This window comes from Betaproteobacteria bacterium, from assembly GCA_016194905.1.
GTDB lineage: Bacteria > Pseudomonadota > Gammaproteobacteria > Burkholderiales > JACQAP01 > JACQAP01.
The window spans coordinates 58957-84011 of sequence record JACQAP010000031.1 but is presented as its reverse complement, the minus strand read 5'-3'; the positions used below and the strand labels follow the sequence as shown (position 1 = coordinate 84011).

The window sequence follows — 25055 nt, the reverse complement described above, 5'->3', positions numbered from 1 at the left end:
AATTTCCACCTGAGGAGAAATCATGCTGCTCGACGTACGCACCTACACCTGCCGCCCGGGAACCATCAAGAAGCACCTGGCACTGTACGAGAAACTCGGCAAGGGGCCGCAGACCAAACACCTCGGTCAGCCTTTCGCCTACCTCGTCACCGAGACCGGCAATGTCAACCAGTACATCCACATCTGGGCTTATGAAGATGCTGCGGATCGCGCGAAGCGCCGTGCCGCAATGATGGCCGACCCGGACTGGATCGCGTTCATGGAAGAAAGCGCCAAGCTCGGCGCGCTGGAGCATCAGGAGAATCGCCTGATGACGCCGGTGTCGTTTTTTCCGATCAAGCGCTAGGTGCGACGTTCGCGCAGGTAAAAGGTAAAAGCCGCCCGCGGGGTTCCAGGGATTCCAGTGGATACCGGTCTTCAACCATAACCGGCTGCGCAATAACCGGTCTAGAAGGGTACTCCTAGCTAAAAGGGTACTCCGGGCTTCGCCAGGGTATTCGCACGGGTATTCGACCGTAAAAGGGGAAAAGTAAAAAAAGGAAAGAGACGCATCGTCGCCGCCCCCGGCGCAGAAACGTCCTCGCATGCATCCACGCCCTCCAACGCAGGAGAACGACTTGAGCCGATCCGCCCGATTCCGGGAGTTGTTAAAGAAGCCGCCGTTCGTCTGCCTGGGCGCTCACGACGCCGTCACCGCGAAACTGGCGGAACAGGCCGGAGCGCCGGCAATTTACGTGAGCGGATTCGCCGCCTCCGCGATCATCGCCGGTCAGCCCGATTTCGGCGTGCTGACGCAGACCGAGATGTTCGAGCACATCCGCCGCATCTGTCGCGTCACCTCGGTACCGGTTTTTGCCGATGCCGATACCGGCTACGGCGGCGTGCTCGATGCACAGCGCACGATAGCCCTGTGGGAAGAGGCGGGCGCCTCCGTGCTGCATCTGGAGGATCAGGCCATGCCCAAAAAGTGCGGGCACTTCGCCGGCAAGCAATTGGTCTCTGCCGAGGAAATGCGACAGAAGTTGCAGGCCATGCTGGAGGCGCGTCGCGATCCCGATTTTTTCATTGTGGCGCGGACCGACGCGGTTGCGGTCACCGGCCTGGACGACGCCATCCAGCGGCTGAAGTCGTATGCCGAGGTGGGCGCGGATGGGCTCTACGTCGACGCGCCGGAGAGCGTCGAGCAGCTCCGCGAAATCAGCCGCCGGCTCAAGCCGCTCGGCAAGCCGTTGTTGTTCAACATGGCTCGTTCCGGCAAAAGCCCCTACCTTTCTTTGAAGGAGGTCCACGAACTCGGCTTCGATTACGCGCTGTGCCCGATCGAACCCCTATTCGCCATGCATAAGGCCGTCAAGGAGATGATGGAAATCTTCATGCGCGAAGGTTCCACCAACGCGATTGCCGACCGCCTGACACCCTTCGACGAATTCAACCGTTTCGTCGGGCTGCCTGAAGTCGTCGCGCGCGAGAAGCGGTTCGGATCCTGACGGCGTATCCGGGAGGGTGAACAGGCCCATGCCGAAACTGGTGGACGTTATCCGCCGCGGACGAGTCGCGGTGCTGACCTTGAAGCGGCCCGGCAGCGGCAACCGGATCAATACGCAGATGGCGGAGGAAGTCACGGCCGCGCTGGATACGGCGCGCCGCGATCCCGGCATCGGCGCCTGCGTCATGACGGGCCACGGCGACATCTTCTGCCTCGGCGGCGACTATCAGGGCGCCGGGCCGACCAGCGCCGGCCGCACCGCTTACGCCAAGGCGCTGATCGGCATGGATGAAGCCATGTTCCGGCTCGGCAAACCGCTCGTTGCCGCGGTGAACGGCGACGCGCATGCGGGCGGGTTCAGCGTGGTCGTCGGCTGCGATCTGGCTGTGATGGCCGAGGATGCCACGCTCGGCTTGCCGGAAGCGGCGAAGGGCCTCTTCCCTTTCATCGCGCTGGCCATCGTCAGGGAAGCGCTGCCGAAGAAGCTGCTGTTCGACATCATTTACAATGCGCGGCTGATGAATGCAGAGGAAGCGCGCGCGCTGCACCTCGTCAATGAAGTCGGCGCGCGCGGCACCGTTCTCGACAAGGCGGTCGTGGTGGCCGAAAAAGCGTCGGGCTACGACCCGGAGATCCTGAAGCTGGGCCGCGACCTGTACTACGGCATGCGCGGCGCCGCCCCCGCCGATGCGCTCGAACAAGCGCGTATCGCGCTCGCCACCGCGCTCGAGGTCCAGACCAAGGCCGATCGCTGAAAAAAATGCCGAATCGCGGCCGCGTCGCGCGCGCGGCCCGGACCCCGCGCTGCCCACAGCAGAATCTCAAGCGAAGAAAACGGGCGCCGATGGCGCCCGTTTTTTATTGGCCGATCCGGAAGGCCGGACCCCGGCTTACTTGTGGAATTTTCGGGACGGCTTTTTCCCCGGCTGTCCTCCGCCCGGCCTGTTGCGCCTGGGCTGATTGTTGGCAGGGGTTTCCCGCCGGATGCCTTGCTCCGGAGCGTCCTCCCGGTTGGCGGATGCGAGCTTGATTTCGAGTTCATTGATCTCATCCCACTGGGCGTCGGTGCGCTGGCGCTCCGGTATCGCGAGGAGTTCCTGCAGACGACGGCGGGGAGAAACGGGTTCCGGTGTATTCATGGCGATATTCTCGCATCCTTCTAAAGGCGGCGCATAGCCGGCGGTAGAATGGCGGGCGCGGTGCCACGATCGTAGCGTCTGTGTGATGGAGTACCAATGCCTTGCCGATGGATCGCCCACCTGGACATGGATGCCTTCTACGCGTCCGTGGAATTGCTGCGCTACCCGGAATTGCGCGGCCGCGCCGTCGTGGTCGGCGGCCGGCGGGCGCACCAACCTAACCTGCAGCCGGATGGCTGCCATCGCTTCGCGGTGCTGCGCAGTTATGCCGGCAGGGGTGTAGTTACGACCGCGACTTACGAGGCGCGCGCGCTCGGCGTTCATTCCGGCATGGGACTGATGAAAGCGGCCGTCCTGGCGCCGGATGCCGTGCTGCTGCCGGCCGATTTCGACGAATACCGCAAGTACTCGCGGCTGTTCAAGGCCGCCGTCGTCGAAGTGGCCCCGCTCATCGAAGACCGGGGCATCGACGAAATCTACATCGACCTCACGGAAGTTCCGGGCGCGCAGGATGTCGTCGGCGCCGATTCACAGCAATCCGGCTCGCTCGCCGGCATCCAGGCAATCGCAGAGCGCATCAAGGCGCGGGTGTATCTCGCCACCGGGCTCGGCTGCTCGATCGGCATTACGCCCAACAAGCTTCTGTCCAAGATCAGTTCGGAACTGGACAAACCGAACGGACTGACCATCCTGACCCACGCGGATATTCCCTCGCGGATCTGGCCGCTTCCCGCCAAACGCATCAATGGCATCGGCCCGAAATCCAGCGCGAAACTCGAAGCCCTCGGGATTCGCACCATCGGCGAGCTCGCGGCTGCGCATCCACAGTCGCTGGTCGAACAATTCGGTTCCAACTACGGCGCATGGCTGCACGCAGCGGCACATGGCCGTGACGAGCGCCCGGTCGTGACCTTCAGCGAGCCAAAATCAATAAGCCGTGAAACGACGTTCGAACGGGATCTGCATGCGCGCGAGGATCGCGCCGCGCTGGGCGCGATCTTCACGCGCCTGTGCGAGCAACTGGCCGCAGACCTGGAGAAGAAGGGATATCTCGCGAAAACCATCGGCGTGAAGCTGCGTTACGACGACTTCAGGATCGTCACGCGTGAACTGACCCTGGACGCGTACACCAGCGATGCGCACACGATTCGCCAGACCGCCGGCCGATGCCTCAAGAAGGCCATGTTCGAGCAGCGGCTTCGGTTGCTCGGCGTGCGCGCGGGCAGCTTGTGCAGGTCGGACGCATTGCCCCCGTCGGCGCTGGCGAACGCAGACGTCGGCGAGCGGGATCAACTACTGTTGCCGATGTTCGAAGGGCCCGCGCCCGCAACGCCGGGACTCTAGCTGCGTCCGCCGGTCTCTTTCCCACCGCAAGCATTGCAGGCAACCTGCGTAGTTCGTCATCGATGCATGCGTCCTCTTCCGGTCGCACCGCACGCTGCCGCTGGAGCCGGAAGAATTCCGGGGCGATCCGGGCCAAGCGCACGCCTGGCACGCGGTAAACTGTAAATAGCCTGCGTCATTTCCAACACGGATGATTCGTGAGGCGTTATGCCATCTGGCTGGGGCTGCGCGGACCTTGTCGGAACCCGTTCCAGGAGGGTTTCGACGGCAATAGGACTGCGCAAACTCCATGCCGTGGCGGCAATCGCGGGGCAGGCTCGACGACAGGTTTACAACCAACCAAGGAGCCCTGCCATGAACAGCACTGCCGTCCGGCCGACGGGCACGCAGCTATCCCCCCCACCCGAGTTACCAGACTTCCTGACCGTTCGCGTGGAGCGCTACTACCGAGAGCGGGTTCGAAACACCTGGGGGGGACGCCACATCCTGCACGGCCGGCAGCCCGGCCCGAACGCCTTGCATCTGAGCAGCAACGACTATCTGGCCTTGTCGCGACATCCGCGCATCCTGGCGGCAACGGCGGGCACGCTGGCGCGCGACGGCAACGGCATGCTGATGTCGGGCATTTTTCTGCACGGCGAGAGCCCGCAGCTCGAATTCGAGACGAATCTTGCGCGCTACATGCAGGCGGAAGCCGGCGTCCTTTGTCAGTCCGGATATTGCGCCAACACCGGATTGATCCAATCGATCGCCAACGACCAGGTTCCCGTCTATGCCGATATGCTGGCGCACATGTCGCTCTGGGAGGGCATCCGCAGCGCGGGGGCGCCCGGGGTGATGTTCCACCACAACGATCCGGAGCACCTCGAACGACAGATCTTGCGGCACGGCCCGGGCGTCATCCTGGTCGATACCGTCTACAGCACCAACGGCAGTGTCTGCCCGCTGCGCGAGATCGCCGATATTGCCGCGGTGCGCGGCTGCGTGCTGGTCGCCGACGAATCCCATTCGCTGGGAACCCACGGACCGAACGGAGAGGGCCTGGTGGTCGAACTCGGGCTGGCGGACCGCGTGCATTTCCGCACCGTCAGCCTGGCCAAGGCTTTTGCCGCCCGAGCCGGGTTCATCGCCTGCGCCGCGCACTTCACCGAATATTTCAAGTTCGAATCGTTGCCGGCAATTTTCAGCTCGACCCTGCTGCCGCACGAAGTCGCGGGCCTGGCGGCGACGATGGACGTGATCCGCACCGAAGGCTGGCGCCGCGAGAAACTCCGCGCCAATTCCACCTACCTGCGCGAAGGCCTGGATTGCCTCGGCTACAACCTGAACGGCAGCCAGTCGCAAATCATCGCGCTCGAGGCCGGCACGGAATCGCAGACGATCATATTGCGCGATGCCCTGGAAGAGCGCGGCATCTTCGGCTCGGTGTTCTGCGCTCCCGCGACGCCGAAGAACCGCTCGATGGTGCGCCTGTCCCTTCACTGCGCGCTCAATCAGGATGAACTTGACCGGATCCTCGGCGCGTGCGGCGAAATCCGTTCCAAGACCGGATTTGATCAGTGGCCCTCGACCCGGCGCAGGCGCAACGAAGAACGGACCGGCAGCGCGATCGCGGAACCCGCGCATGCGTAAAGCCGGCTGACGCTTCGCGCGGCGTCACCGCCCGGACGGTTGCGCTCAGGCGCGGGAACGGTCCCGGCCCGCCTCGTCGAGCTGCCTCAGGTAATCGTGGTAGCTGAAAACGGGGGAGAGCAACAAACCGCGGGTGTCTTTCACCAGCGCGTAGCGGTAGCGCTGCAAGCCATTGCACTCCAGCGCCGGATAGACATAGCTGCGCCAGTCGAAGTACTGGCGCGAGTACAGTCCGCGGCTTCGCCAGAAATACGGCACGATATTGCCTTTGATCAATTCATCCAGCAGCGCAGCCGGCGCGGCGTTGTCGAAAGCGACGTCGTAATGCACACGCATCGCCTCGTCGTTGCAAACCAGCAGCAGCGTGACCGCACCGGTGCCATCGAACAGCAGGATACCGTCCGGGCTGCTGCACAGGTAGAACTCGACGATATTGAGCTCCGCGCAGATCTTGCGGAAAAGTTCGGAAAAAAAAGGATCGCGCAAAAAGTGCAGCGGCCCGATATTGAGCGCGTCTTCCATCATCCGCTCGATGTCCTGGAAATAGTCCTCCTGCATCTCGCGGATTGTCTGCTGGAGCAATGTCATGGCGTTGGGGTCCTGCTTCAGGACGAAGCGGTCGATGATCCCCTCGTTGAACGCCTGTACCGCCACCTTTTCGTCCGCCTTGCCGGTAAGCAGCACCTTGCGCACCGGGGAGTGCGCGAGCCGCCGGCAGAACTCCAGCCCGTCTATCTCCGGCATGTCGTAATCCACCACCACGACCGAGTAGCGCTCGAAGCGCTTGTCGTTGAAGACCTCGCGATGAATCCGGGCCATGTTGAGATCGATTACATGATGGTCGAAGGAATGTTCCTCGCGGTGCTGGTAGACCGAGAAAAACCGTTCGGGTCCCGGCGTGCTCGCCTGCTCGCGGTTCAATGCGGCGAGCGTCTCCGCCGGGGAATCGAACACGCGAAATGCCAGCATCGGATCCAGGTTCAGGCTCAGGTTGGCGAGAAAATCCGGACTGTCGTCGACGATCGCCACGGTCGTGGGAAAGTAGAAAGGTCGAATTCCCCGGCTCATTTTGTACTCCCCGGAAACTTGATCAGGAACTCCGTGTACTCGTTCAGCCGCGAACGGCATTCGATGCTGCCGTGGAAAGCATGGACCACCTCCCGGCAGAAGGAAAGTCCGATGCCCGTGGTCTCGACGACCCCCTCCCCGTGCTTCGGCCAGGCGTAGTAGCGCGTGAAGATATGCGGCAGCACCTCGGCGGGAATGCCGGTACCGGTGTCGAGAAAAACCAGGCGGCTTTCCAGCGGGTCGGTCTCGATCCTGATCGAGATCGTGCCTTTTCCGGCGATGGCGATATGCCGCAGCGCGTTTTTCAACAGGTTGAAGATCACGTGCACCATGAGCAATTCCGAACCCATGAAAGAAAAGTCCGCCTTCATGTCCAACTGCATCAAGGTGCGCTCCTTTTCCGAAGCGAAAGGGTAACGTCGCAACGCGGTGTCCACGCAGCGCGACATCGAGCAGGGGACGAGTTCCCTGGCGGGCTCCATGCCGAGGCCGCGAACAGTGTATAGCAGCATGTCGATGACCGTGTTGGACCGGTCGGCCTCCGTCTCGATGCGATCGAGCACGCCGGCCATCGAATCGAGATGGGTCCCTCGTATGGAACCGGCGATCAACCTGCGCTCGACGGCCAGCCGGTAGGCGTCCATCAGAACCGGAAGGTAATGACGCAGCCCGGCTGCCCCGGTCTTGACGCTGAGCAGCGGGGTTCGAAGCTCGTGAGCGACCATTCCCGCGGTGGCGAGCATCGCCTGGCGGCGCTCGGCCCGCATTTTCTCGGCCGTATAGTTGACGACGATACCCATGACGATTGCGAACAGGAAGATGGGTACATACTCGAGCGATTTGAAGGCAAACGTGACGGAAAAGCCTGTCGTCACGTGGTAGGCCAGGACGGCACTCGCCACGCCGACCGTTATGTGGATCAGGAGATTGATCCAGTCGAGCAGGAGGATCATGACGAACAAGGCGACCAGGGTCGACAGCAGCCAGACGGTCGAGCCGTCGTTTCTCAACAGCATGAACGTGAAAAAGAACGGCAGGGCAAACAGCAACGCCAGGTACCAATACAGGGGAAAGAAGCGCTTCAGCGACTGAGGCCACAGCTTCGCGAGAATGATCGGCACGAAAATCGCGGAGCCGACCAGCCTCAACAGCAGGGTTTCATAGGGCTGGGGAAACAGGACGTGCCAGATGACGTAGTACAAGGGGAATCCTACTCCGGCCACCAGGCCAAAGTAGAAATGGCGGGCCGAGAAGTGGGCGGTGTCCCGCTTGAAGGCCTCGCTTGCCGCGATCCAAAGCCGTTCAAGGCGTGTGCGCAGGTAGGTCATTGCCAATAAAAATGGCGCCGGTTGGTGCGGTTTATCGCTGTGCAGGCTCTCCTGCATCGGGCCGATCCTATCCGCCGTCGCTCCCTGAACCTGCGATTATGCACAATTCAGGGTTGAAAACCGCTTTTCCGGGAGACTGGCGGGATCATCAATTGCCGCTGCCGATGTGATGCGAAGAAGCGAGAGGAAAGATGAAAGAGGAAAATGGCGCCATGACCATCCTGCTCGCGCCCATGGAAGGGTTGCTCGATTTCGTCTTGCGCGACATCCTGACGCGCGTGGGCGGGATCGATCGTTGCGTGTCGGAGTTCATCCGGGTCACCGGCACGCTGTTGCCCGATCGCGTGTTCCTGCGCGTCGTGCCCGAGCTCGACCATGGCGGGCGCACCCCCGCCGGTGTGCCCGTGCGGGCGCAACTGTTGGGCTCGGACCCGGTGTGCCTGGCCGAAAACGCGGCGAAGCTCGCGGCCCTGGGTCCGGCGGGCATCGACCTGAACTTCGGTTGCCCGGCCAAGGGCGTGAACCGCCATCGCGGCGGTGCGGTCCTGCTGGACGAGCCCGAACTCATCGCGGAAATCGTCGCCGCGGTGCGCCGCGCGGTGCCGCGACACATGCCCGTCTCGGCGAAGATGCGGCTGGGCTACAACGACGGTTCACGCGCACTCGAATGCGCGCTGGCCATTGCGGACGGCGGCGCCGACGAGCTGGTGGTGCACGCCCGCACCAAAACCGATGGCTACCGGCCGCCCGCCTATTGGGAACGCATTCAGGATATCCGCGCCGCGGTCACCATCCCGGTGATTGCCAATGGCGAAATCTGGAATGTCGAAGACGCATCCCGGTGTCGCACCCTGTCCGGATGCAATGCACTGATGCTAGGCCGCGGCATCGTGGCCGACCCGGGCCTGGCGCTGGCGATCAAGCGGCAAGACTTGGCGACACCGCAGCGTACTGATGAACCGGGCGTGGGCTGGCAAGCGCTGCTGCCGCTGATGGCCGACTTCTGGCGGATCGTTGGCACGCACGTAGCGCCGCATCACCGCTCCGGCCGGCTCAAGCGGTGGCTCAACTTCCTGCGCTGCCGCTATCCGCAAGCGCAAGCCGCCTATGCAGCCGTGCGCACGATCAATGATCCGGCGTTGGTGAGTCAGCAACTGTTTGCGCACTGCCGAGATTTTCTTCCAGAAAATCGAGGAAGGCGCGCACCGCGGGCACCATGCCGCGGCGGCTGACGTATACGGCCTGCAGCGTCGCGGCCGGTATCGACCACTTCGTCAGCAGCGGCGTCAGCCGGCCGGCCTGAACATCCTCCATGCAATACGCGCTCGGCAGCAGAGTCGCGCCGAGGCCGGCGAGCGCGGCGTTGCGCAGCACGTTGAAGTCGTCGGTCGTCAGCCGCGCAGTTAGCGTCACATCGCGCTTCTCGCCGTTTGCGCCGACCAGGGACCAGCGCAGCTTGCGGTCCGCCGAGCCGAAACCCATGACGGGAATTCGGGCGAGGTCTTCCGGCTCGGCGATCGGTCCATGCGCTTCGAGCAACTCGGAATGCACGACGATGAGTCCGTGCGCCGGGCGGAATCGGCGCGTGACCAGATGCGCTTCCTCGTCGCTGATTGTGCGCACGCGCAGCGCGATGTCGACCCCTTCCTCGATCAGTTCGATGCGGCGGTTGGTCACGATCAGGTCGAGGCGTATCTGCGGATAAGCGGCGAGGAACCGCGGCAGGATGCGCGCGAGATCGGTCTGCGCAACGGGGATCGCGCAACTGACCCGCAGCGATCCGCTCGGTACCTCGCGCACACGTTCGACGGCTTCGACCGCGGCCTCGGCCTCGGCCATGACGTTCTGGGCGTGCTGGTAGTAGAGCTTGCCGACTTCGGTCAGCGCGAGCCGGCGCGTGGTCCGCTGCAGCAGGCGTACGCCGAGCGCGGATTCCAGGGTCGCCACCCGCCGGGACAGCCGCGATTTGGGCAGGTCGAGCGTGCGCGCGGCCGCCGCGAAGCTGCCTTTTTCCACCACCTTGGCAAAGTAGTAGAGGTCATTGAGATCTTGCATGGCGGGCTCGATTGTCCTATAGACAGGACAATCTAACCCGGTTTCGCCGGCTATTCCAGAGTTGTTGCCAGTCTTAGTATCAATCCCGTGTGCTCAGGCCGGATTTTCCCGGTCAGCTAACTCAACACAAGGAGGCAACATGAAAGTCCTGCAACTGGATTCCAGCATCCTCGGCGAGGCCTCGGTGTCCCGCCAGCTTACCCAATCGGTGGTCGAACGCCTGCGTGAAAGCGAGCCTGGTTTCGAAGTCGTGCGTCGCGATCTCGGCAGGGAACCGCTCGCGCATTTGACGCCGGAGATTCTCGCCACCCGCGGCATGGCGGCGGAGTTGTTGAGCGAACTGCAGAATCGCGAAGCGCAGCTTGATGAAGAACTGATCGCCGAACTGAAATCGGCAGACGTGCTCGTGATCGGCGCGCCGCTCTACAACTTCACCATCCCGACCGGCCTGAAAGCCTGGATCGACCGCATCGCGGTGGCGGGGAAGACCTTCAAGTACGGCGAGAAGGGGCCCGAAGGCCTGGTGAAAAACACCAGGGCGATCATCGTCGCCACCAGCGGCGGCACCTACGCCGATTCGCCGGTGGACACGATGCACGTCGGCTACCTGAAGCAGATGCTCACCTTCATCGGCATCACCGACATCGAAGTCGTCCGTGCCCACGGTCTCGCCATCGGCGCCGAGGTTCGTGCCCATTCGCTCGCGAAAGCGCGCGGGCAGATCCGCGAGATGTTTGTCCCGCAGGCCGCCTGAATCCAAACTGGACTGGCAACCCAATAGCGATGCCTGCTGTAAAAGCGCCCTGATCGTGAAAGCGGTCGGGGCGTTTCTCTTCTGTTATCTACTCTCTGCTCTTAACCCGTCACGAATATGCGGAACAAGTCCGCAGTCGATTGAATTGCAGTTCCGGCATAACTGAAAAGCTAGCCTGCACTGAGACGCGCATGAACCTTGCGCGTTTTCACAATCGTTTACACCCGGACCGAGCTTCACAGGGGTGTTTACACCCGTACCGAGCTATACAGGGGTGTTTACACCCGGACCGAGCTATACAGGGGTGTCACGTTCGTCACGGTCTTCCCAGTCCTCAGCCCGGTTCGGCGCCTTCGAGTTCGGAGAAGCGCACCGGCAGAATCTCCCGCGTTGTTAACCTTCCGTCGGTGGCGCTTTTCTCGACGAGGATCAGTTGCTGGCTGTCCGGCAGGCCGGCGGGGAGGACCATCCGGCCGCCGGGCTTGAGCTGGTGGATCAGCGGCGCCGGAATCAGGTCTGGTGCGGCGGTGGCGATGATCCGGTCGAAGGGTGCGTGCTCGGGCCAGCCGTTGTAGCCGTTGCCCACGCGGACTTCCACATTGGCGCAGCCCGCGCGGGCAAGCCGCTTCACCGCTTGCCCGGCGAGCGGCTCGATGATCTCGACGCTGTACACCTTGTGCGCCAGCCCGGCGAGAATCGCCGACTGATAACCCAGCCCGGTGCCGATCTCGAGGACGACGTCCTGTGCGCCGATCTGCAGGAGATCGGTCATCAGCGCGACGATGAAAGGCTGGGAGATGGTCTTGTCGTAGCCGATCGGCAGCGGGCGGTCGAGATACGCGTGGGGTTGCAGTTCGAGCGGCACGAATTCGTGCCGCTCGACCTTGCCCATGACTTCCATCACGCGCGAATCCAGGTTGTACTTGCCGATTCGCTCGCCCACCATCACGGTGATCGCGGCGATCTCCATGATCATGTGCTGGCGCAACTCGGCAAACTGCTTTTCATCCATCGGCGGCCTCTGGCTGCATACATGGTACCCCTCATCGAAAAAAGCGCGAAGCACACCTTACCGCAGAGGAGTTCTAGAAAGGGAAATCGGACATGACCGCACTTGCCAACAAGGTTGCCATCGTCACTGGCGCGAGCTCCGGAATCGGTTACGCTTCGGCGTTTACCACCGCCAGTGCGCTGCTCGTGGACGGCGGCGTCTCCATAAACAGGATCTGAACCCCGGGGAGCCGCACCGGCCGTCGCGGCATCGCCTCGATATTCTCTTATACTGCATGCCGTTCAAATTGCGGAGAGAGTGACATGCGTTCGACGATCGGTTTTGCCGCCAGCCTGCTGGTGCTGACCTGTGCCCCGGCCGGGGCGGTGGACTTGAACAACTTGCCGAATCTGGGGGAGCTGACCAACAAGCCGTTCCTCGACAACGTCAACAAGTCCCTGGCCGACCAGCAGATCAAGGACGGGCAGTTCGAGTTCAAGACCGGAAAGGCGGAGTTCGCCGCCGGCAACGAAAAGAGGATCAGCGGACTGCTGAAGATATTGACCGAAAGCTCGAAGACGCTGAAGACGGCCTTCCCCAAACTCAAGGTTACCGCCGAAGGTCATACCGATGCCGACGGGACGGCGGCAGCCAATCAGAAGCTGTCTGTCGCGCGCGCAAAAACCGTTTGCGCGGCACTCAAGGCCAAGGGAATGAAACTGCCGTGCGTGCCCAGTGGGGTAGGGTCTTTAAAGGCGCTTGTCTCCCCGGAGAAGAGCGCCGCCGACAAACAGAAAAACCGCCGCGTGCTGGTGCAATTGGCAAAGTAACGCTGCTCCACGGGGCCGACACCTGCGCCGGCCAAAACCAGGACAGGCATCAAGCGATGCCCGTCCTGTTTGGTTCTCTATGCACACTGCAGTTCTGAACCCCCAGTTATCGGAGGTTCCGCTGCCACGCGGAACCCCGATCCGCAGTCTCAGGCTTGCTTCGCGAGCGGCAGCTTGCGATGGCGTTTACCGATCAGCGCGAAGAGGGCATTGGCCACTGCCGGCGCGATCGGCGGCGTGCCAGGCTCACCCACTCCGCCGGGGTTCTCGGCGGACTTCACCAGATGCACTTCGACCAGCGGCATCTCGCTCATGCGCAGCACGGGGTAGTCGTTGAAGTTGCTCTGCTCGACCTTGCCATCCTTCAGCGTGATCTCGCCGTAGAGCGCCGCCGAGAGACCGTACACCATTGCGCCTTCCATCTGCGCGACGACTTGGTTCGGGTTCACTGCGGTGCCGACGTCGGCTGCGATGACGACCCGGTGCACGCGCGGCCGATCGTTCTCCAGCGAGACTTCGGCGACCTGCGCGACGAAGCTGCCGAAGGACTCGGCCACCGCGATGCCGCGCGCGCGTCCCTCCGGCAGCGGTGACCCCCAACCGGCCTTCTGAGCGGCCAACTCGAGCACCGCCTGGTGGCGCGGATGCTTTTCGAGCAACACGCGCCGGAACTCGAACGGGTCCTTGCCCGCGGCGTGGGCCATCTCGTCGATAAAGCTCTCGCTGAAGAAGATGTTCTGCGTACTGCCGACCGAGCGCAGGAACCAGGTGCGCACACCCGGACTGAACTTCACCCAGTCGACCTTGACGTTGGCGATCGAGTAGGGAATGTCCGCCAGGCCCTCGACCGAGGTGCCGTCGATGCGGTCCTTGATGATCATGGCCTCGAACCCGGTGCCTTCGGCGAGCGAATCGCACACCGTCGTCGCTTCGAACGACACCGCTTTGCCTTCGGCATCCAGCCCACCTTTCAGCGTCGCGATGGCCATCGGCCGATAGTAGTAGGCTTTGGTGTCGTCTTCTCTGGAGTAGACCACCTTCACGGGCAGCTTCGCGTCCTTCGACAGCGACACGGCCTCGACCAGGAAGTCGGGTGCAAAGCGCCGACCGAAGCCGCCGCCGAGCAGCAGGGTGTGGATCTTCACCTGCTCGGGCTTGCAGCCGGCGATTTTCGCGGCAGTCATCTGGTTGGGCCCCTGTGCCTGGCTGCCGACCCAGAGCTCCACGCCGTCCGGCTTCACCCACGCAGTGCAGTTCATCGGTTCCATCGGTGCGTGCACCAGGTAGGGCACTTCGTACACCGCCTCCACCATCTTCGCCGCCGAGGCCGCCGCGACATCGCCTTCCTTGCGTGCCATGAGCGCACCCTCTCCGGACTCGGCGAACTTCGACATCTGCTCGCGCAGACCGGCAGTCGAAAGCGTCGCGTTCGGGCCGGCGTCCCACTCGATCTCGAGCGCATCGCGGCCGAGCTTTGCGGCCCAATAGTTCTGCGCCAGCACGGCAACGCCTTCGGAGGTCGGGCTTGTCACCGGCAGCACCATCTTCACGCCTTTGATCGCTTTCGCCTTGTCGGCATTGAAACGCACGAGTTTGCCGCCGACCACCGGCGAGCGCGCCACGACCGCGGTGAGCAGGCCGGGAAGCTTCGCGTCCATGCCGAACTTCGCGGTGCCGTTGGTCTTCGACGGCGTATCGAGGCGCTTGAGCGGCTTGCCGATGATCTTGAAAGCGGAAGAGTCCTTGAGCGGCACCTCCTTCGGCGGCGCGATGCTCGCCGCCCTGGCGGCGAGCTGTCCAAAAGTGGCCCTCTTCCCATCCGGCCCGATCACCGCGCCATACTCGGTGGAGAGCTGCGCGGGGTCCACCTTCCAGGTCTGCGCCGCAGCAGCGACTAGCATCGCGCGCGCGGTGGCGCCAGCCTGGCGCAGCGGCTGCCACATCGCCCGCATCGAACTGGATCCGCCGGTGCCCTGCACGCCGAACCAGGGGTGCGCATACTCCTTCGCCGCCGGTGCCGCTTCGATGCGGATCTTCGACCAGTCCACATCGAGCTCTTCGGCGACCAGCATCGGCAGCCCGGTGTAAACGCCCTGCCCCATCTCCGACTTGTCGACGACGACCGTGACCAGATTGTCGGGGGTGATGCGGATCCACTGATTCGGCGCGAATGCTTTCGCCTCCGCGGCGAGCACCTGGGTTGCAGGCAGCGCGAAGCCGATAGCAAATCCTCCGCCGGCGAGCGCGGAGACTTTGATGAATTCTCTTCGATTGATAGCCATGTGTTGGTCTCCTTACGCTGAAACGCCGGCGGCCTGCTTGATCGCGGCGCGGATGCGGCCGTAGGTGCCGCAGCGGCAGATGTTGCCGCTCATGGCGGAATCGATGTCCGCATCGCTCGGCTTTGGATTGGATTTCAGCAGAGCGGTCGCGGACATGATCTGACCGGACTGGCAGTACCCGCACTGCGGAACATCGAGCGCTACCCAGGCGGCCTGGATCTTCCTGCCCGCCGGCGTGCTGCCGATCGCCTCGATCGTGGTGATCTTCTTGCCCACCGCCATCGAGGCCGGCGTCACACAGGATCGGATCGGCTGACCGTCGAGGTGCACCGTACAGGCGCCGCATAGCGCCATGCCGCAGCCGAATTTCGTTCCTGTCATATCGAGGTGGTCGCGCAATACCCAGAGCAAGGGGGTGCTTTCGTCGACGTCGACTTTTTTCGTTTTACCGTTTACGTTCAAAGCAAGCATGCAACTTCTCCTTTCGAGGACAAAACCATCACCGCGCGCGCCGAGGCGGGCACGCGGAACTTTTCTTGCGGGGATTCAGCGCGGATTGCGAAGCGCGATCAGACCGGTTGCCGCGACTTCGGTGGCGCTCTGTTACCGTTCATGCGCAGCGACTTTCCGACGGTCTCGCCACCGCACACCGCGCCGACTCTACCGGCGGCCAGGTCGCTCTGCTGGGCGAGCAGCTCGTCGTAATGATTGATCTTCCAGTTCAGGATCGACAGCGTTTCCTGCAACTGCGACATCTGGTCCTCGAGCTGCCGCGCGTGGGCCTCGAGCATTGCGCGTCGTTCTCCCGCCGTTGCGTCGCCCCGCCTGAACAGCTCGATGTAGCGGCCCAGCGACTCCGCGTCATGCCGGTCGACAGCATCTTGGTGAGGAAGTCGATCCACGTATGGTCGACTGCGTTATAACGGCGATGACCGCTGGCGGCCCTCGCGATCGGTCCGACCAGGCCGATGCGCTCGTAGTAGCGCAGCGTGTCCTCGGTGAGACCGGTAATCAGTGCGGTCTGCTTGATGGTGTAGAACTTGTCATCCATGGTTCGGGTAGAGCATAGAACTTCGAGTTAACTCCAAGTCAAGAGCTTTTGTTGTCCGTCCTGAAAACCGATCGGCAGAACAGGCATTCGCGCGGACCCCGCAGGCAACGCCAGCCGCGCCAGCCCGACAATGCAAGGCGCTGTCGGTCGGACACGTGGAACGCCGATCGGTTCGCAATCGCTCGTTGTTTGCGCGGCCACTGCCGGCTCATCGACGCGTTGATAGTCTTTGCGCTCCAAGGATGTGCATGAGGCGGTGCATCCAACTATGGACGCACCGAATTTGCGCGAGCGGGAAGGCGGAGCCTTTCAGAATGAAGGCGTGAATGTGTGAACTTGAAAGTTAGCCTGCACTGAAACGCCTTCGTCGTTTTAGTTCCGGCATAACTTGAAAGTTAGCCTGCACTGAAACGCGCATGAACCTCGCGCGTTTTCACGGCTTTCCCGCGGACGTAGGACGCGAGATGAGCACTCAGATCGTGGGCATCGTCGCCGACGCCGTCGATGAGGCTCGACTTTCGGCGACGCAGGAACGGCATGCCCAGCAGGTACAGGCCGGGTGCTTCGACAACGCCACCGTCGTGTCGGATAGTACCCTTGCGGTCGAGGACGGGCAGGTCGAGCCAGGAGTAGTCCGGGCGAAATCCGGTTGCCCAGATGAGGGTCTTGATTCGGCCGCTGGTGAGATCGAGCAGGAGCGGCGGTGATTCTTCGACTTCGGTGGGTTCGAAACGGTGCGGCGGACCGACCTCGCCGTCGCAGCCGTTTTCCCTCGCCCATTCGTCGATCGTGTCGAGCAGCCTGATCATCTTGAGGTCGGCCAGCGCGCACACGTTGCGCAGCGATCCCGAGAACTGCGCCTTGCCCTGGTTGATGCCGGCAAGACGGCCCACAAGTTTCACGCCGATTCTCGTGAGCGAATTGAGATCGATCGTCCGGCGGTCGGTGTAGCCGGCGAGTTGCAGCGACGGCACGTTGCGTGCCCTGACGATATCGTCGACCTCGTCGTAACGCTGGTCGAGCACGCCGCTCGCGTCCATCCACCGCTTGATGTCTTTCCCGCGATAGACGCGGGGCACCCGCACGTGCTCGCCCACCGCCAGCGTCACGGGCCGGCCTGAGCGCTGGATCTCGTCCGCGATCTGGACGCCGGAAGCCGAGGCGCCGACCACGAACACGCCCCCTTCCTCGAGTTGATCCGGATTGCGGTACTGGATCGGCGTGAGCGTTTTCATCGCCGGCGGCACCGCCTCGGCAACCGCTGGCACGACGGGGATGTTGCACGCCCCGGTTGCCAGCACGACCGTCTCGCATTGCCAGTTGCCCTGGTCGGTCACGACTTCGTAACCCTCACCCCGGCTTCGTACCGAAATAACTTTGGTGTGGGTCCGCACCGGAGCGGAGATCACTTCGGCGTACTGCTCGATGAACCCGATGGTCTCCGGCATCGTGCGGAAGCCGTCGGGATCGCCGCCCTGGTAGCCGTAGCCGGGCAGCCGGCTCTGCCAGTTGGGCGTCAGCAGCGTGAGCGAATCCCAGCGCTCGGTTTTCCACGAGTTGGCGACCTCGCCGCGCTCGAGGACCACATGGTCGATCGAACGCTTGGCGAGCCACCAGCTCATGGCCAGCCCGGCCTGTCCGGCGCCGATTACAACGGTCGTCGTGCGCACGCGGTGTTGCCCTGCGGGTCGCGGTGCAGCGTTACTTTACCTCGACGGTGACATTGGTCGGGTTCGTGATGATGTCGTACACGGCCGAGCGCTTCTGCGATTGCGCGACGACAGCCTTGATGTCGTCGAGCGACGCATCGGCGTCGATCTTGTAGGTCACTTTGATGCCGTCGAAACCGTTGCGCACGTCCGGGTCGGCGCCGAGGATGCCGCGGATGTCCATCCCGGCTTCGAGCGTCGCTTTTACGGAACGCAACTGGATATCACGCGCCTGCGCGACAGCGGCGATGCCCGCGGTCAGGCAACCGGCCAGCCCGGCCAGCACGATCTCGACCGGCGTGGCGGCCGCATCTTCGGACGCGAAGACTTCCGGATGGTCGGAATCGAAGGTGAACTTGGTCTTGTGCTTCTGCTCGGCGCCGAGCCCGTAGAAACTGTCTACGGTGGAGCGGCTCTGCGTGCCTTTCACCCATTCGCAGGACGCGCGCCACTTGAACTGGGCGGCTTCCGGCGCCTTGGTCAGAGCTTCGCGCGCGCCGAACAATGCTTCGACGTTCACGCCGTTGTTGACGGGTTTTTCGGTCGTGGCCGTGGTCATGACTGGCTCCTCGTGGGGTTGATAATGGAGCCGGAGAGAATAGCAGCGGGTCCCGCGCGAAAGTTATTCCCGCCATATGATTTATTCGGGTTTGGATATTCGATCCGGTTATTTGCAGCCCGCCCGAGAGTGTTCGTCAAAAGACGGCATCGATCTCGACCTCGGCCTGCCCCGGATTCCGTCTTCCGCGGCGTGGACGATCACATCTGCCGGAAACGATGCGCGTAGCTCCTTCCCACCGCCACGGTGCGGCCGCCTTGGCGCAGTTCGAGAACATGGTTGCCGCGGATGTCGTTCTTCACCCGGGCGATGGCGGCCACTCTCACGATGGCATTGCGGTGAATGCGCCAGAACCGCTCGGGGTCGAGCGAGGTCTCGAGTTCCTTCAGCGGCTTGCGCAGCACCCATTCCTTGTCCGCGCACAGCGCGAGCGTGTATTTGTCCGAGGCGAAAAAGCAATCGACTTCTTCGACGGAGAGCAGGACCAGTTCGTTGTTCTGGGAAACCTGCAACCACTGCAGGAAACCCGGCCGGGCCCGCAGCGCGTCGGACAGCTTTGCCAGCAAGTCCGTCAAATCGGGCGGCGGGGTTGCCGAGGCGGACTTCAGCCGCTCGACGGCGCGCGCGAGACGTTCCGCGTTCACCGGCTTGAGCAGATAGTCCAGCGCCGCCGCCTCGAATGCCTGTATCGCGTACTCGTCGTGGGCGGTGACGAAGACGATATGACACGGTTTCGCGGCGCGGCGCGCGACTTCGAGCCCCGACATGACTGGCATCCGGATGTCGAGGAAGGCGATGTCGGGCCGGTGCGCGTCGATCGCATCGAGGGCTTCGCCGCCGTTGGCGGCCTCGGCGACGATCTCCAGTTCGGGCCAGGCCGTTGCGAGCTGCCGGCGCAGAAACTGGCGCAGCGGGGCTTCATCGTCCGCGATGATGGCGGTGGGCATGAGCTACGCAGCAGGTTGCGCCGGCGGATCGATCGGGATCTCCAATCTGATCTTCAGCCCGCGAGGCTGATTCGGCTGCAACAGGAATTGCGCTCGGTCCGCGTAGAGCGCCTGCAGTCTCGCGCGCACGTTGGAGAGTCCGACGCCCGGCACCGAATCTTCGGACAGGCCCGAACCGGTGTCGGCAATTTCGATGTCGAGCTTGTCGCCCGAACGGCACGCCTTCACCGTGATCCGGCCACCCTGCGCCTGCGGTTCGAGCCCGTGGTGCACGGCGTTCTCGGCAAGGGGTTGGATGATCAGCGGGGGCAGGCGCAGCTTGTTCAGCTCCGCGGGCACGTCGATCGAATAGCTGAGCCGCGCTCCCATGCGGACCTGCTGAATGCCGAGGTAGGCCCGCAGCAGCATGATTTCGTCGCCGAGGGTGACCTGGTCGGTGCGCGTGCGCTGCAGCGAGACGCGCAGGTAGTCCGTCAGGTCTTCGAGCATGTGCTCGGCCTTTTGCGGTTCGTTCCGGATCAGGCTGAGAATGTTGGAGAGCGTATTGAACAGGAAATGCGGTTCGATCTGCGCTTGCAGCAATCGGAGGTTGGCCTCGGCGAGCTGCTTTTCATAGGCCGCGCGCGCGAGCGCATCCTCGCGCATTGCCGCTGTCGCCTCCGCGATCGCTTCGCGGGAATAGAAATAGTAGCAAAACCCCGTGCCGAATATGAGCGAAATGACCAGCGTCAGCACCAGATGATTGGGATGCTCGGCGAACAAGCGCAGGAGATCGGTGCCGGTGGCAATGGCGGCAAGATATACCCCGACCGCGGTTCCCGCCGGAATGGCGATGACGGCGATTTTCCAGTCCATTCGGGTGCTGCCGCGCAAACCGCCCAGCAGGCGCGACAGCAGGAAGATCGAGGTGCTGATGGAAAGCGAATAGACCAGGTTCTTCCAGAACGGATAGTCCTTGATCTGGGTGAGCCCGACAGCGAGGACCACCATGCTCAGCCAGAGCAGGCCCAATTGCTTGAAGAACTCGCCGAGCGGCAGGAACGGATTGATGCGCATCAGTCGGAATGCAGGCTTGGCCGCAATCGGCGGGGTCGGTGGGTGTCTTTGCATCAATTATGCGTCCCGGACCCGCTCTTTTGTTCAAAACGAGATTTGCAGGGCGACGAAGGCCACGCGGTCTTCCGGCAGCAAACGATAAGCCGCGTCTTTCGGACCGCCGTAGGCCCGGTAACCGGCGTCGAGCCGGAAGCGGTCTCCCTCGTAACCGGCGGAAGCGGTAACGACCCAGCCGCCGTCTTCAGGAGTGACCAGAACGTCGAGGGCGGGATCGATGGACCGGCTTTCGCCGCGATGGGAGAGCCGAAGCAGGAGGTTCTCCCGCAACAGGTTGGGATGATTGAAGAACTGCGCGCTCCACGCGATGTTTCCCGCAATCGCGCCGGCCGGCACACCCGGCATGCCCTGCAGACCGGATTGCGAGCGGGTGAGGTCGGCCAACGCCTTCCACTCCGAATGCGTGAAGGCGCTGCCGTCGTACCAGGCTTCGCCCAGCAGCGACCATCCGGCTTCTCCGGTCCAGGTGAATCCCAGCAGTGCCTTGACGCCATTTTCATACGTGAGCGTTTCGACAGGATCCGCGCTTGCCAGCAAGACGGAGTTCTGCCCGGCGAGGCGATTGATCTGTTTTTCGTAGCGGCGCTGATAAAGAACCGAGGCATGCAATTCGGTGCCGTCGCCGGTCACCCGGGAAAAGGCCGCGCCGGTTTCCCCGCGGTAGCGTTCCGAAATGCGGGCCACGGCATGCCAGTCGGTGCGATCCGAGCGCAGGTAGTATTTGATCGCCAGAGACTGGTCGTCGCGCGCCTCGACTTCGCGGCTGCGGCCGGGATTGGCGAGCACGACCATCCAGGCGTCCTCGGCGCCGAAGCGCTCCCAGGAAACATAGGGAATACCTTCCAGCGTGGTGGTGAAGAGGGCGCGGCGGTTCTCCTGCTGGATCACGTCGAGGGGGCGGAAGGCGAAGCCCACGTCCCAGCTCATGATCTTTTTGCCCAGCCCGATGCGCTGTCCCGCGACCTGGGTGTCGTAATACAGCTCGTTGAGGACGATCTCGTTGTCCGGCTCCGATGCTTCGCGTGCTGTGGTGCGTACCGTCGATACCAGGTTCACATCGAACGGCTTCGCGCGCAGTTCGGCTTCACCGATGGCCCGGTCGCGTCCGAGGCCGGTCCGGTCGTTGGCGACGGCAAAAGGACTGTCCGCGCGCTCGCCGTGGAATTCCGGTATCGCTCTCAGCGTGACCGCGACATCGTCCCCGTAACCCGGGACGGGCAACAGGGCCACGACGAACAGAAATCGAGGCCACGCGTTCATTCCCTGAGATCGTTGCGGGTCAGGAACATGGGGTTGTAGAACTCGTCGGCGATCGAACGGGATTCCCGCTTGAGATAGCGGATCACTGTTTGCCGTCCGGTCTGGATTTCATCGGTGAGGGTCATCGCGCTGACCTGCGGGCGGCCGTCGACATCCTCGACCGTGAACCTGGCCTGCTTCGCCAGCTTGTCGGAAGCCACGTAGAGATCTGCCTTCACCGGGCGCGAATCGGCTTTGGCCAAATACAATTCCACGCGCTGGTAGCTCACCCCCTTGCGTTGCGCGCTCAGCGCGAGATGAAGGCAGGGCGTGCCGTTCACGTTCTGCTCGCCGACCACCGCGCCCGTGTAATCCTCGCTCCACGTCATGGTCGCGATGTCGCCGGCCGAAGCGTCGCCCAGCAGCTTCTGCAGCGGCGTGATGCGGATCGGTCGCTGACTCTGCGGCATGATCTGCCAAAAATCATCGGCGAGCATCAGCAGCTTCTGACCTTTTTCGCTCGGCGACTGCATCAGCACCAGCGAGCGCCGGCCGGGCTTGAGGTAGACGGTATAGCGGCGTTCCTTGTCGAGGGAATTCGACTTGTAGAGCCGTATCTCCGTATCCACCTTGAGCGCGTCGGCGGGAAGGCGGAATTCGTCGGCGGCTTTCAGGAGTGCCGGTACATCTGCCGCAGCGGCGGTGCTTGCGAACAACGTTGCAGCGACGAACGACAAGAATTTAGACATGGGCGAGGGCCTCGACGATGGGTTTGCGGGATGCCTTCCGGCTGACGATCCAGGCGGCGGCGATGGACAACAGCACGATCGTCGCGGCGGTGATCGCGTACAGCGGCGGCGACATGTTTACGTGCAAGGGGTAGCCGACCGAGCGTCCCGGGGGCGGGGGCATCTGGAAGTCGGCGAGCAAAAAGAAAAGCGAGGTGCCGAGGGCGAACAGCGTCCCGGCGACCGTCCCCGCGATCCCGAGCAGGAAACCCTCGAGGGCGAACACGCGGACGATCTGTTTCGGCAGCGTCCCGAGCGCGCGCAGGGTGCCGATTTCCCGGGTGCGCTCGATCACCGCCATCGCCAGCGTGTTGGAAACCGCGAACAACACCATGGTGACGATGACGATGCCGAGCAAACCGAAGATGCGGTTGTAGAGCTCCCTGACGGCGACGTAATAGAAGGCCTGGTCGCGCCAGGTCTGCAACGCGCGGTCGGGATAGAGGCGGGCCATAGTGTCCCGCACCGAATCCGTCTGCTCCGTATCGCGCAGATACACCGACAACGTACTCACCCGGTCCGTCAGCAGCAGATGTTGCGCGGTGGCGAGGTCGGTAAAGACCAGTCGCTTGTCCACTTCCGGCACGCCCATGGTGACGATGCCGCGTACCTTGACGTCGATGGCATTGAGGCTGCCCGAGGTCGTGGTGGACAGCAGCGTCAGCCCGGTTCCCGGTTCGGCTTTCATCAGGCGCGCCAGTTCGGAGCCGAGCAGGATCTCGGGCGGCGAAGCGGGCGACGGGATCGAATCGAGCAGGCTGCCGGCCAGGACTTTCATCGACGGCCCTTTGACGCTGAACTCCCCGTCGGGATCGACCCCGATGCCGACGAACACCGTCGACTTGTCGCCGTTGCTGAGCAACCCGGACAGTTGCACGCGCGGCAAGGCCATGCGCACGCGCGGATCCTCCTCGACTTTCTTCTTGATCGCGGCGTAGTCGTCGAGCCCATATTGCATCGGGGTGTCTTCATCGCGATCGAAGAAATCCTTGTGGGCGATGATGACATGGCCGCTCTCGCGCGCAGCCAGTTCGCGCAGCGACTCGTAGGTGAACAGCGCGAATCCACCGCCGATCAGCACGCCCGCCGTTCCGACGGCCGCGATGGCCACGGTGATGAACGAGCGGCGCCGGTTGCGCAGGACATTCTTGAAAGCGAAGACGAGCCATTTCATTGCAGCCTCCCGTCGCTGAGCGCCACGACGCGGTCGCAGCGATTGACCATGCGCGAATCGTGGGTGGCGATGAGGAAGGTGACGCCGCGGCTGCGGCCCAGCGCCTGCATCATGTCGATGATGTGGGCGGCGGTGTCGCCGTCGAGATTGGCGGTGGGTTCGTCGGCGATCACCAGGCGCGGCGTTCCCACCAGGGCGCGGGCGATGGCCACGCGCTGGCGCTGGCCTCCCGACAATTCGTCGGGAAGGCGCTTGGCCATGTCGCGCAATCCGACCTGATCGAGAACGGATTCGACGGCCGCCTTGCTGCGCTTGGCCGGCACGCCGGCGACCATAAGCGGAAATTCCACGTTGTCGCGCACCGACATCACCGGGACCAGGTTGAAACCCTGGAACACGAAGCCGATCTTCTCTCTCCTCATCAACGTCAGTTCATCCTCGGACAGCGAAGACGTATCCAGGCCATCGATGCGGCACCCGCCGCGGGTCGGGCGGTCGATCAATCCGCAGATGTTGAGCAAGGTGCTCTTGCCGCTGCCAGAGGGTCCCATCAGGGCGGTGAATTCGCCGCCATGGATCGTCAGCGAAACGTCCTGCAGGGCGTCGACTTCCGTCTTTCCCAACTGGTAGGTCTTGCCGACTCCCTCAACCCGGATCAATTCGCCGGTCGTTATCCGTGCGGGCGCATTCATTGGCCGAGCTCCTTCAGGCGCGCGGCGGCGGCGGGCATGTCCAGGCTCTTCGGGTCGAGCTCGGCGACGCGCTTCAGGAGACTGACCTCCTCCTGCTTCCTGCCTTCCTTCTGGGCGACCAAGGCGGCCTGGAAGTAGAAGCGGGCCTGGATGGCAGCGGGAGAGGCGGCGAAGACTTCGCTGTTCATGGTGCGCGTCAGTAGCGACCGACCGCGGTCGTAGCGGTGGAAGAACTGATCCGGCGCCTTGAGGAAGGTGTTGGCCGCGACCAGACGGGTCTCGATGGAGAGCGGAACCGAGCGCAGCAGTTGCCGGTCATGCTCGGGACCGAGTTTCGCCAGCGACTTGTCGATCAGATCCAGGCCCTGTTCCCCCAGCCTGAGCTTGTTCCACGGCAGGTACGCGTCGCGCGCCTTGATCGCGAAGGTACTGCCGTAGTAGGCGAGATAAAGGGGGTTGTCCGGCTCCTGTTCGGTGAGCGCGTGGAATTTCTCGGCGGCCTGTTCGTTGTCCTTTTCGGAACCCCGCAATCCGCGTTCGAAGAGGGACTGTGCTTCGAGAAACTGTTCCGGCTTCTCTTGGGCGGCCATCGCCGCCGACCAGGGAGTACTCAACGAAAGACCTATCAGTGCTGCCGCCAGTGCAATTTTCATGACCCGACTCCTTTTCCGTGATTGACACGGTCCGGAAAATTAGTCGGATTGCCTGCCGGGTGCAGCAGCGATGCGACGAACCGGGGAAAGGGCGGGATAAACCGCTTGGGCAGCGGACGAACGGAAACGCAAGGACGGGATTCCGCCGTCCGGGAAGCCGGAACGGCTCAGCCCGCCCCGGTTGGTTCGACGGTTCAGTTCGGATAGGATCGAAGCATGGA

The 25055-nt window shown here is 63.2% G+C and carries 26 protein-coding genes; 8 read left to right on the top strand and 18 right to left on the bottom strand.

Going from position 1 to position 25055, the window contains the following annotated elements:
* Positions 1–22: 22 nt before the first annotated feature.
* The 3 genes from HY067_21220 to HY067_21210 all read left to right on the top strand — a co-directional run bounded on the left by HY067_21220 (position 23) and on the right by HY067_21210 (position 2241).
* Positions 23–346 carry an NIPSNAP family protein gene (locus tag HY067_21220; GenBank protein MBI3530475.1) on the top strand — a complete coding sequence of 108 codons (324 nt, stop codon included), beginning with the start codon at positions 23–25 and terminating at the stop codon, positions 344–346.
* Positions 347–617: 271 nt separating this feature from the next.
* Positions 618–1487: an isocitrate lyase/PEP mutase family protein gene (locus HY067_21215; GenBank protein MBI3530474.1), complete on the top strand. Its 870-nt coding sequence runs from the start codon at positions 618–620 to the stop codon at positions 1485–1487.
* Between the two features lie 28 nt (positions 1488–1515).
* A complete protein-coding gene (locus HY067_21210) occupies positions 1516–2241 on the top strand; it encodes an enoyl-CoA hydratase/isomerase family protein (protein ID MBI3530473.1) in 726 nt (241 codons plus the stop codon).
* A gap of 135 nt (positions 2242–2376) precedes the next feature.
* Here HY067_21210 and HY067_21205 read toward each other — a convergent pair whose 3' ends face one another.
* Positions 2377–2625: a hypothetical protein gene (locus tag HY067_21205; GenBank protein ID MBI3530472.1), complete on the bottom strand. Its 249-nt coding sequence runs from the start codon at positions 2623–2625 to the stop codon at positions 2377–2379.
* 96 nt (positions 2626–2721) lie between these two features.
* On the opposite strand from HY067_21205, the gene dinB reads away from it, so the two are divergent.
* Together dinB and cqsA are read left to right on the top strand one after the other, a co-directional pair.
* On the top strand, positions 2722–3969 hold the full coding sequence (gene dinB, locus HY067_21200) for a DNA polymerase IV (protein ID MBI3530471.1): 1248 nt from the start codon (positions 2722–2724) through the stop codon (positions 3967–3969).
* 354 nt (positions 3970–4323) lie between these two features.
* The gene (cqsA, locus tag HY067_21195) at positions 4324–5601 is read left to right on the top strand and encodes a quorum-sensing autoinducer CAI-1 synthase (GenBank protein MBI3530470.1); all 1278 of its coding nucleotides are present in this window, start codon (positions 4324–4326) and stop codon (positions 5599–5601) included.
* A gap of 45 nt (positions 5602–5646) precedes the next feature.
* Here cqsA and HY067_21190 read toward each other — a convergent pair whose 3' ends face one another.
* Both HY067_21190 and HY067_21185 read right to left on the bottom strand, forming a co-directional pair.
* The gene (locus HY067_21190) at positions 5647–6669 is read right to left on the bottom strand and encodes a response regulator (protein MBI3530469.1); all 1023 of its coding nucleotides are present in this window, start codon (positions 6667–6669) and stop codon (positions 5647–5649) included.
* Entirely contained in the window at positions 6666–7997 is a 1332-nt protein-coding gene (locus HY067_21185; GenBank protein ID MBI3530468.1) for a HAMP domain-containing histidine kinase, read from the bottom strand. Before HY067_21185 ends, HY067_21190 begins: the two co-directional genes overlap by 4 nt.
* Positions 7998–8209: 212 nt before the next feature.
* On the opposite strand from HY067_21185, the gene HY067_21180 reads away from it, so the two are divergent.
* Positions 8210–9229 (top strand): tRNA-dihydrouridine synthase, encoded by a 1020-nt coding sequence (locus HY067_21180; GenBank protein MBI3530467.1) that lies wholly within the window; start codon positions 8210–8212, stop codon positions 9227–9229.
* Here HY067_21180 and HY067_21175 read toward each other — a convergent pair.
* The gene (locus HY067_21175) at positions 9123–10052 is read right to left on the bottom strand and encodes a LysR family transcriptional regulator (GenBank protein MBI3530466.1); all 930 of its coding nucleotides are present in this window, start codon (positions 10050–10052) and stop codon (positions 9123–9125) included. The genes HY067_21180 and HY067_21175 overlap by 107 nt on opposite strands.
* A 139-nt stretch (positions 10053–10191) precedes the next feature.
* Here HY067_21175 and HY067_21170 point away from each other — a divergent pair, with 139 nt between their 5' ends.
* Positions 10192–10806: an NAD(P)H-dependent oxidoreductase gene (locus HY067_21170; protein ID MBI3530465.1), complete on the top strand. Its 615-nt coding sequence runs from the start codon at positions 10192–10194 to the stop codon at positions 10804–10806.
* 334 nt (positions 10807–11140) lie between these two features.
* Here the strand turns inward: HY067_21170 and HY067_21165 are convergent, their stop codons facing one another.
* Positions 11141–11818, bottom strand: a complete 678-nt coding sequence (locus HY067_21165; GenBank protein ID MBI3530464.1) for a protein-L-isoaspartate(D-aspartate) O-methyltransferase — start codon at positions 11816–11818, stop codon at positions 11141–11143.
* Between the two features lie 302 nt (positions 11819–12120).
* Between HY067_21165 and HY067_21160 the strand changes: the two genes are divergently transcribed.
* Positions 12121–12627: an OmpA family protein gene (locus tag HY067_21160; GenBank protein ID MBI3530463.1), complete on the top strand. Its 507-nt coding sequence runs from the start codon at positions 12121–12123 to the stop codon at positions 12625–12627.
* A gap of 149 nt (positions 12628–12776) precedes the next feature.
* Here HY067_21160 and HY067_21155 read toward each other — a convergent pair whose 3' ends face one another.
* The 13 genes from HY067_21155 to HY067_21095 all read right to left on the bottom strand — a co-directional run bounded on the left by HY067_21155 (position 12777) and on the right by HY067_21095 (position 24834).
* On the bottom strand, positions 12777–14909 hold the full coding sequence (locus tag HY067_21155) for a xanthine dehydrogenase family protein molybdopterin-binding subunit (GenBank protein MBI3530462.1): 2133 nt from the start codon (positions 14907–14909) through the stop codon (positions 12777–12779).
* Between the two features lie 12 nt (positions 14910–14921).
* Entirely contained in the window at positions 14922–15380 is a 459-nt protein-coding gene (locus HY067_21150; GenBank protein MBI3530461.1) for a (2Fe-2S)-binding protein, read from the bottom strand.
* A 98-nt stretch (positions 15381–15478) separates the two neighbouring features.
* Positions 15479–15664 carry a hypothetical protein gene (locus tag HY067_21145; GenBank protein ID MBI3530460.1) on the bottom strand — a complete coding sequence of 62 codons (186 nt, stop codon included), beginning with the start codon at positions 15662–15664 and terminating at the stop codon, positions 15479–15481.
* Positions 15631–15960, bottom strand: coding sequence for a MerR family DNA-binding transcriptional regulator (locus HY067_21140; GenBank protein ID MBI3530459.1), 330 nt, complete (start codon positions 15958–15960; stop codon positions 15631–15633). Before HY067_21140 ends, HY067_21145 begins: the two co-directional genes overlap by 34 nt.
* 395 nt (positions 15961–16355) lie before the next feature.
* The gene (locus tag HY067_21135) at positions 16356–17630 is read right to left on the bottom strand and encodes an NAD(P)-binding domain-containing protein (protein ID MBI3530458.1); all 1275 of its coding nucleotides are present in this window, start codon (positions 17628–17630) and stop codon (positions 16356–16358) included.
* Between the two features lie 31 nt (positions 17631–17661).
* On the bottom strand, positions 17662–18228 hold the full coding sequence (locus HY067_21130; protein ID MBI3530457.1) for an OsmC family protein: 567 nt from the start codon (positions 18226–18228) through the stop codon (positions 17662–17664).
* 200 nt (positions 18229–18428) lie between these two features.
* Positions 18429–19175 carry a response regulator transcription factor gene (locus HY067_21125; GenBank protein MBI3530456.1) on the bottom strand — a complete coding sequence of 249 codons (747 nt, stop codon included), beginning with the start codon at positions 19173–19175 and terminating at the stop codon, positions 18429–18431.
* Between the two features lie 3 nt (positions 19176–19178).
* A complete protein-coding gene (locus HY067_21120; GenBank protein MBI3530455.1) occupies positions 19179–20285 on the bottom strand; it encodes a sensor histidine kinase in 1107 nt (368 codons plus the stop codon).
* Positions 20286–20315: 30 nt separating this feature from the next.
* Positions 20316–21548, bottom strand: coding sequence for a hypothetical protein (locus HY067_21115; GenBank protein MBI3530454.1), 1233 nt, complete (start codon positions 21546–21548; stop codon positions 20316–20318).
* On the bottom strand, positions 21545–22276 hold the full coding sequence (locus tag HY067_21110) for an outer membrane lipoprotein-sorting protein (GenBank protein MBI3530453.1): 732 nt from the start codon (positions 22274–22276) through the stop codon (positions 21545–21547). The genes HY067_21115 and HY067_21110 overlap by 4 nt, the downstream gene beginning before the upstream one ends.
* Positions 22269–23489: an ABC transporter permease gene (locus HY067_21105; GenBank protein ID MBI3530452.1), complete on the bottom strand. Its 1221-nt coding sequence runs from the start codon at positions 23487–23489 to the stop codon at positions 22269–22271. Before HY067_21105 ends, HY067_21110 begins: the two co-directional genes overlap by 8 nt.
* On the bottom strand, positions 23486–24181 hold the full coding sequence (locus HY067_21100) for an ABC transporter ATP-binding protein (GenBank protein ID MBI3530451.1): 696 nt from the start codon (positions 24179–24181) through the stop codon (positions 23486–23488). Before HY067_21100 ends, HY067_21105 begins: the two co-directional genes overlap by 4 nt.
* Positions 24178–24834 (bottom strand): hypothetical protein, encoded by a 657-nt coding sequence (locus tag HY067_21095; GenBank protein MBI3530450.1) that lies wholly within the window; start codon positions 24832–24834, stop codon positions 24178–24180. Before HY067_21095 ends, HY067_21100 begins: the two co-directional genes overlap by 4 nt.
* Positions 24835–25055: the final 221 nt, after the last annotated feature.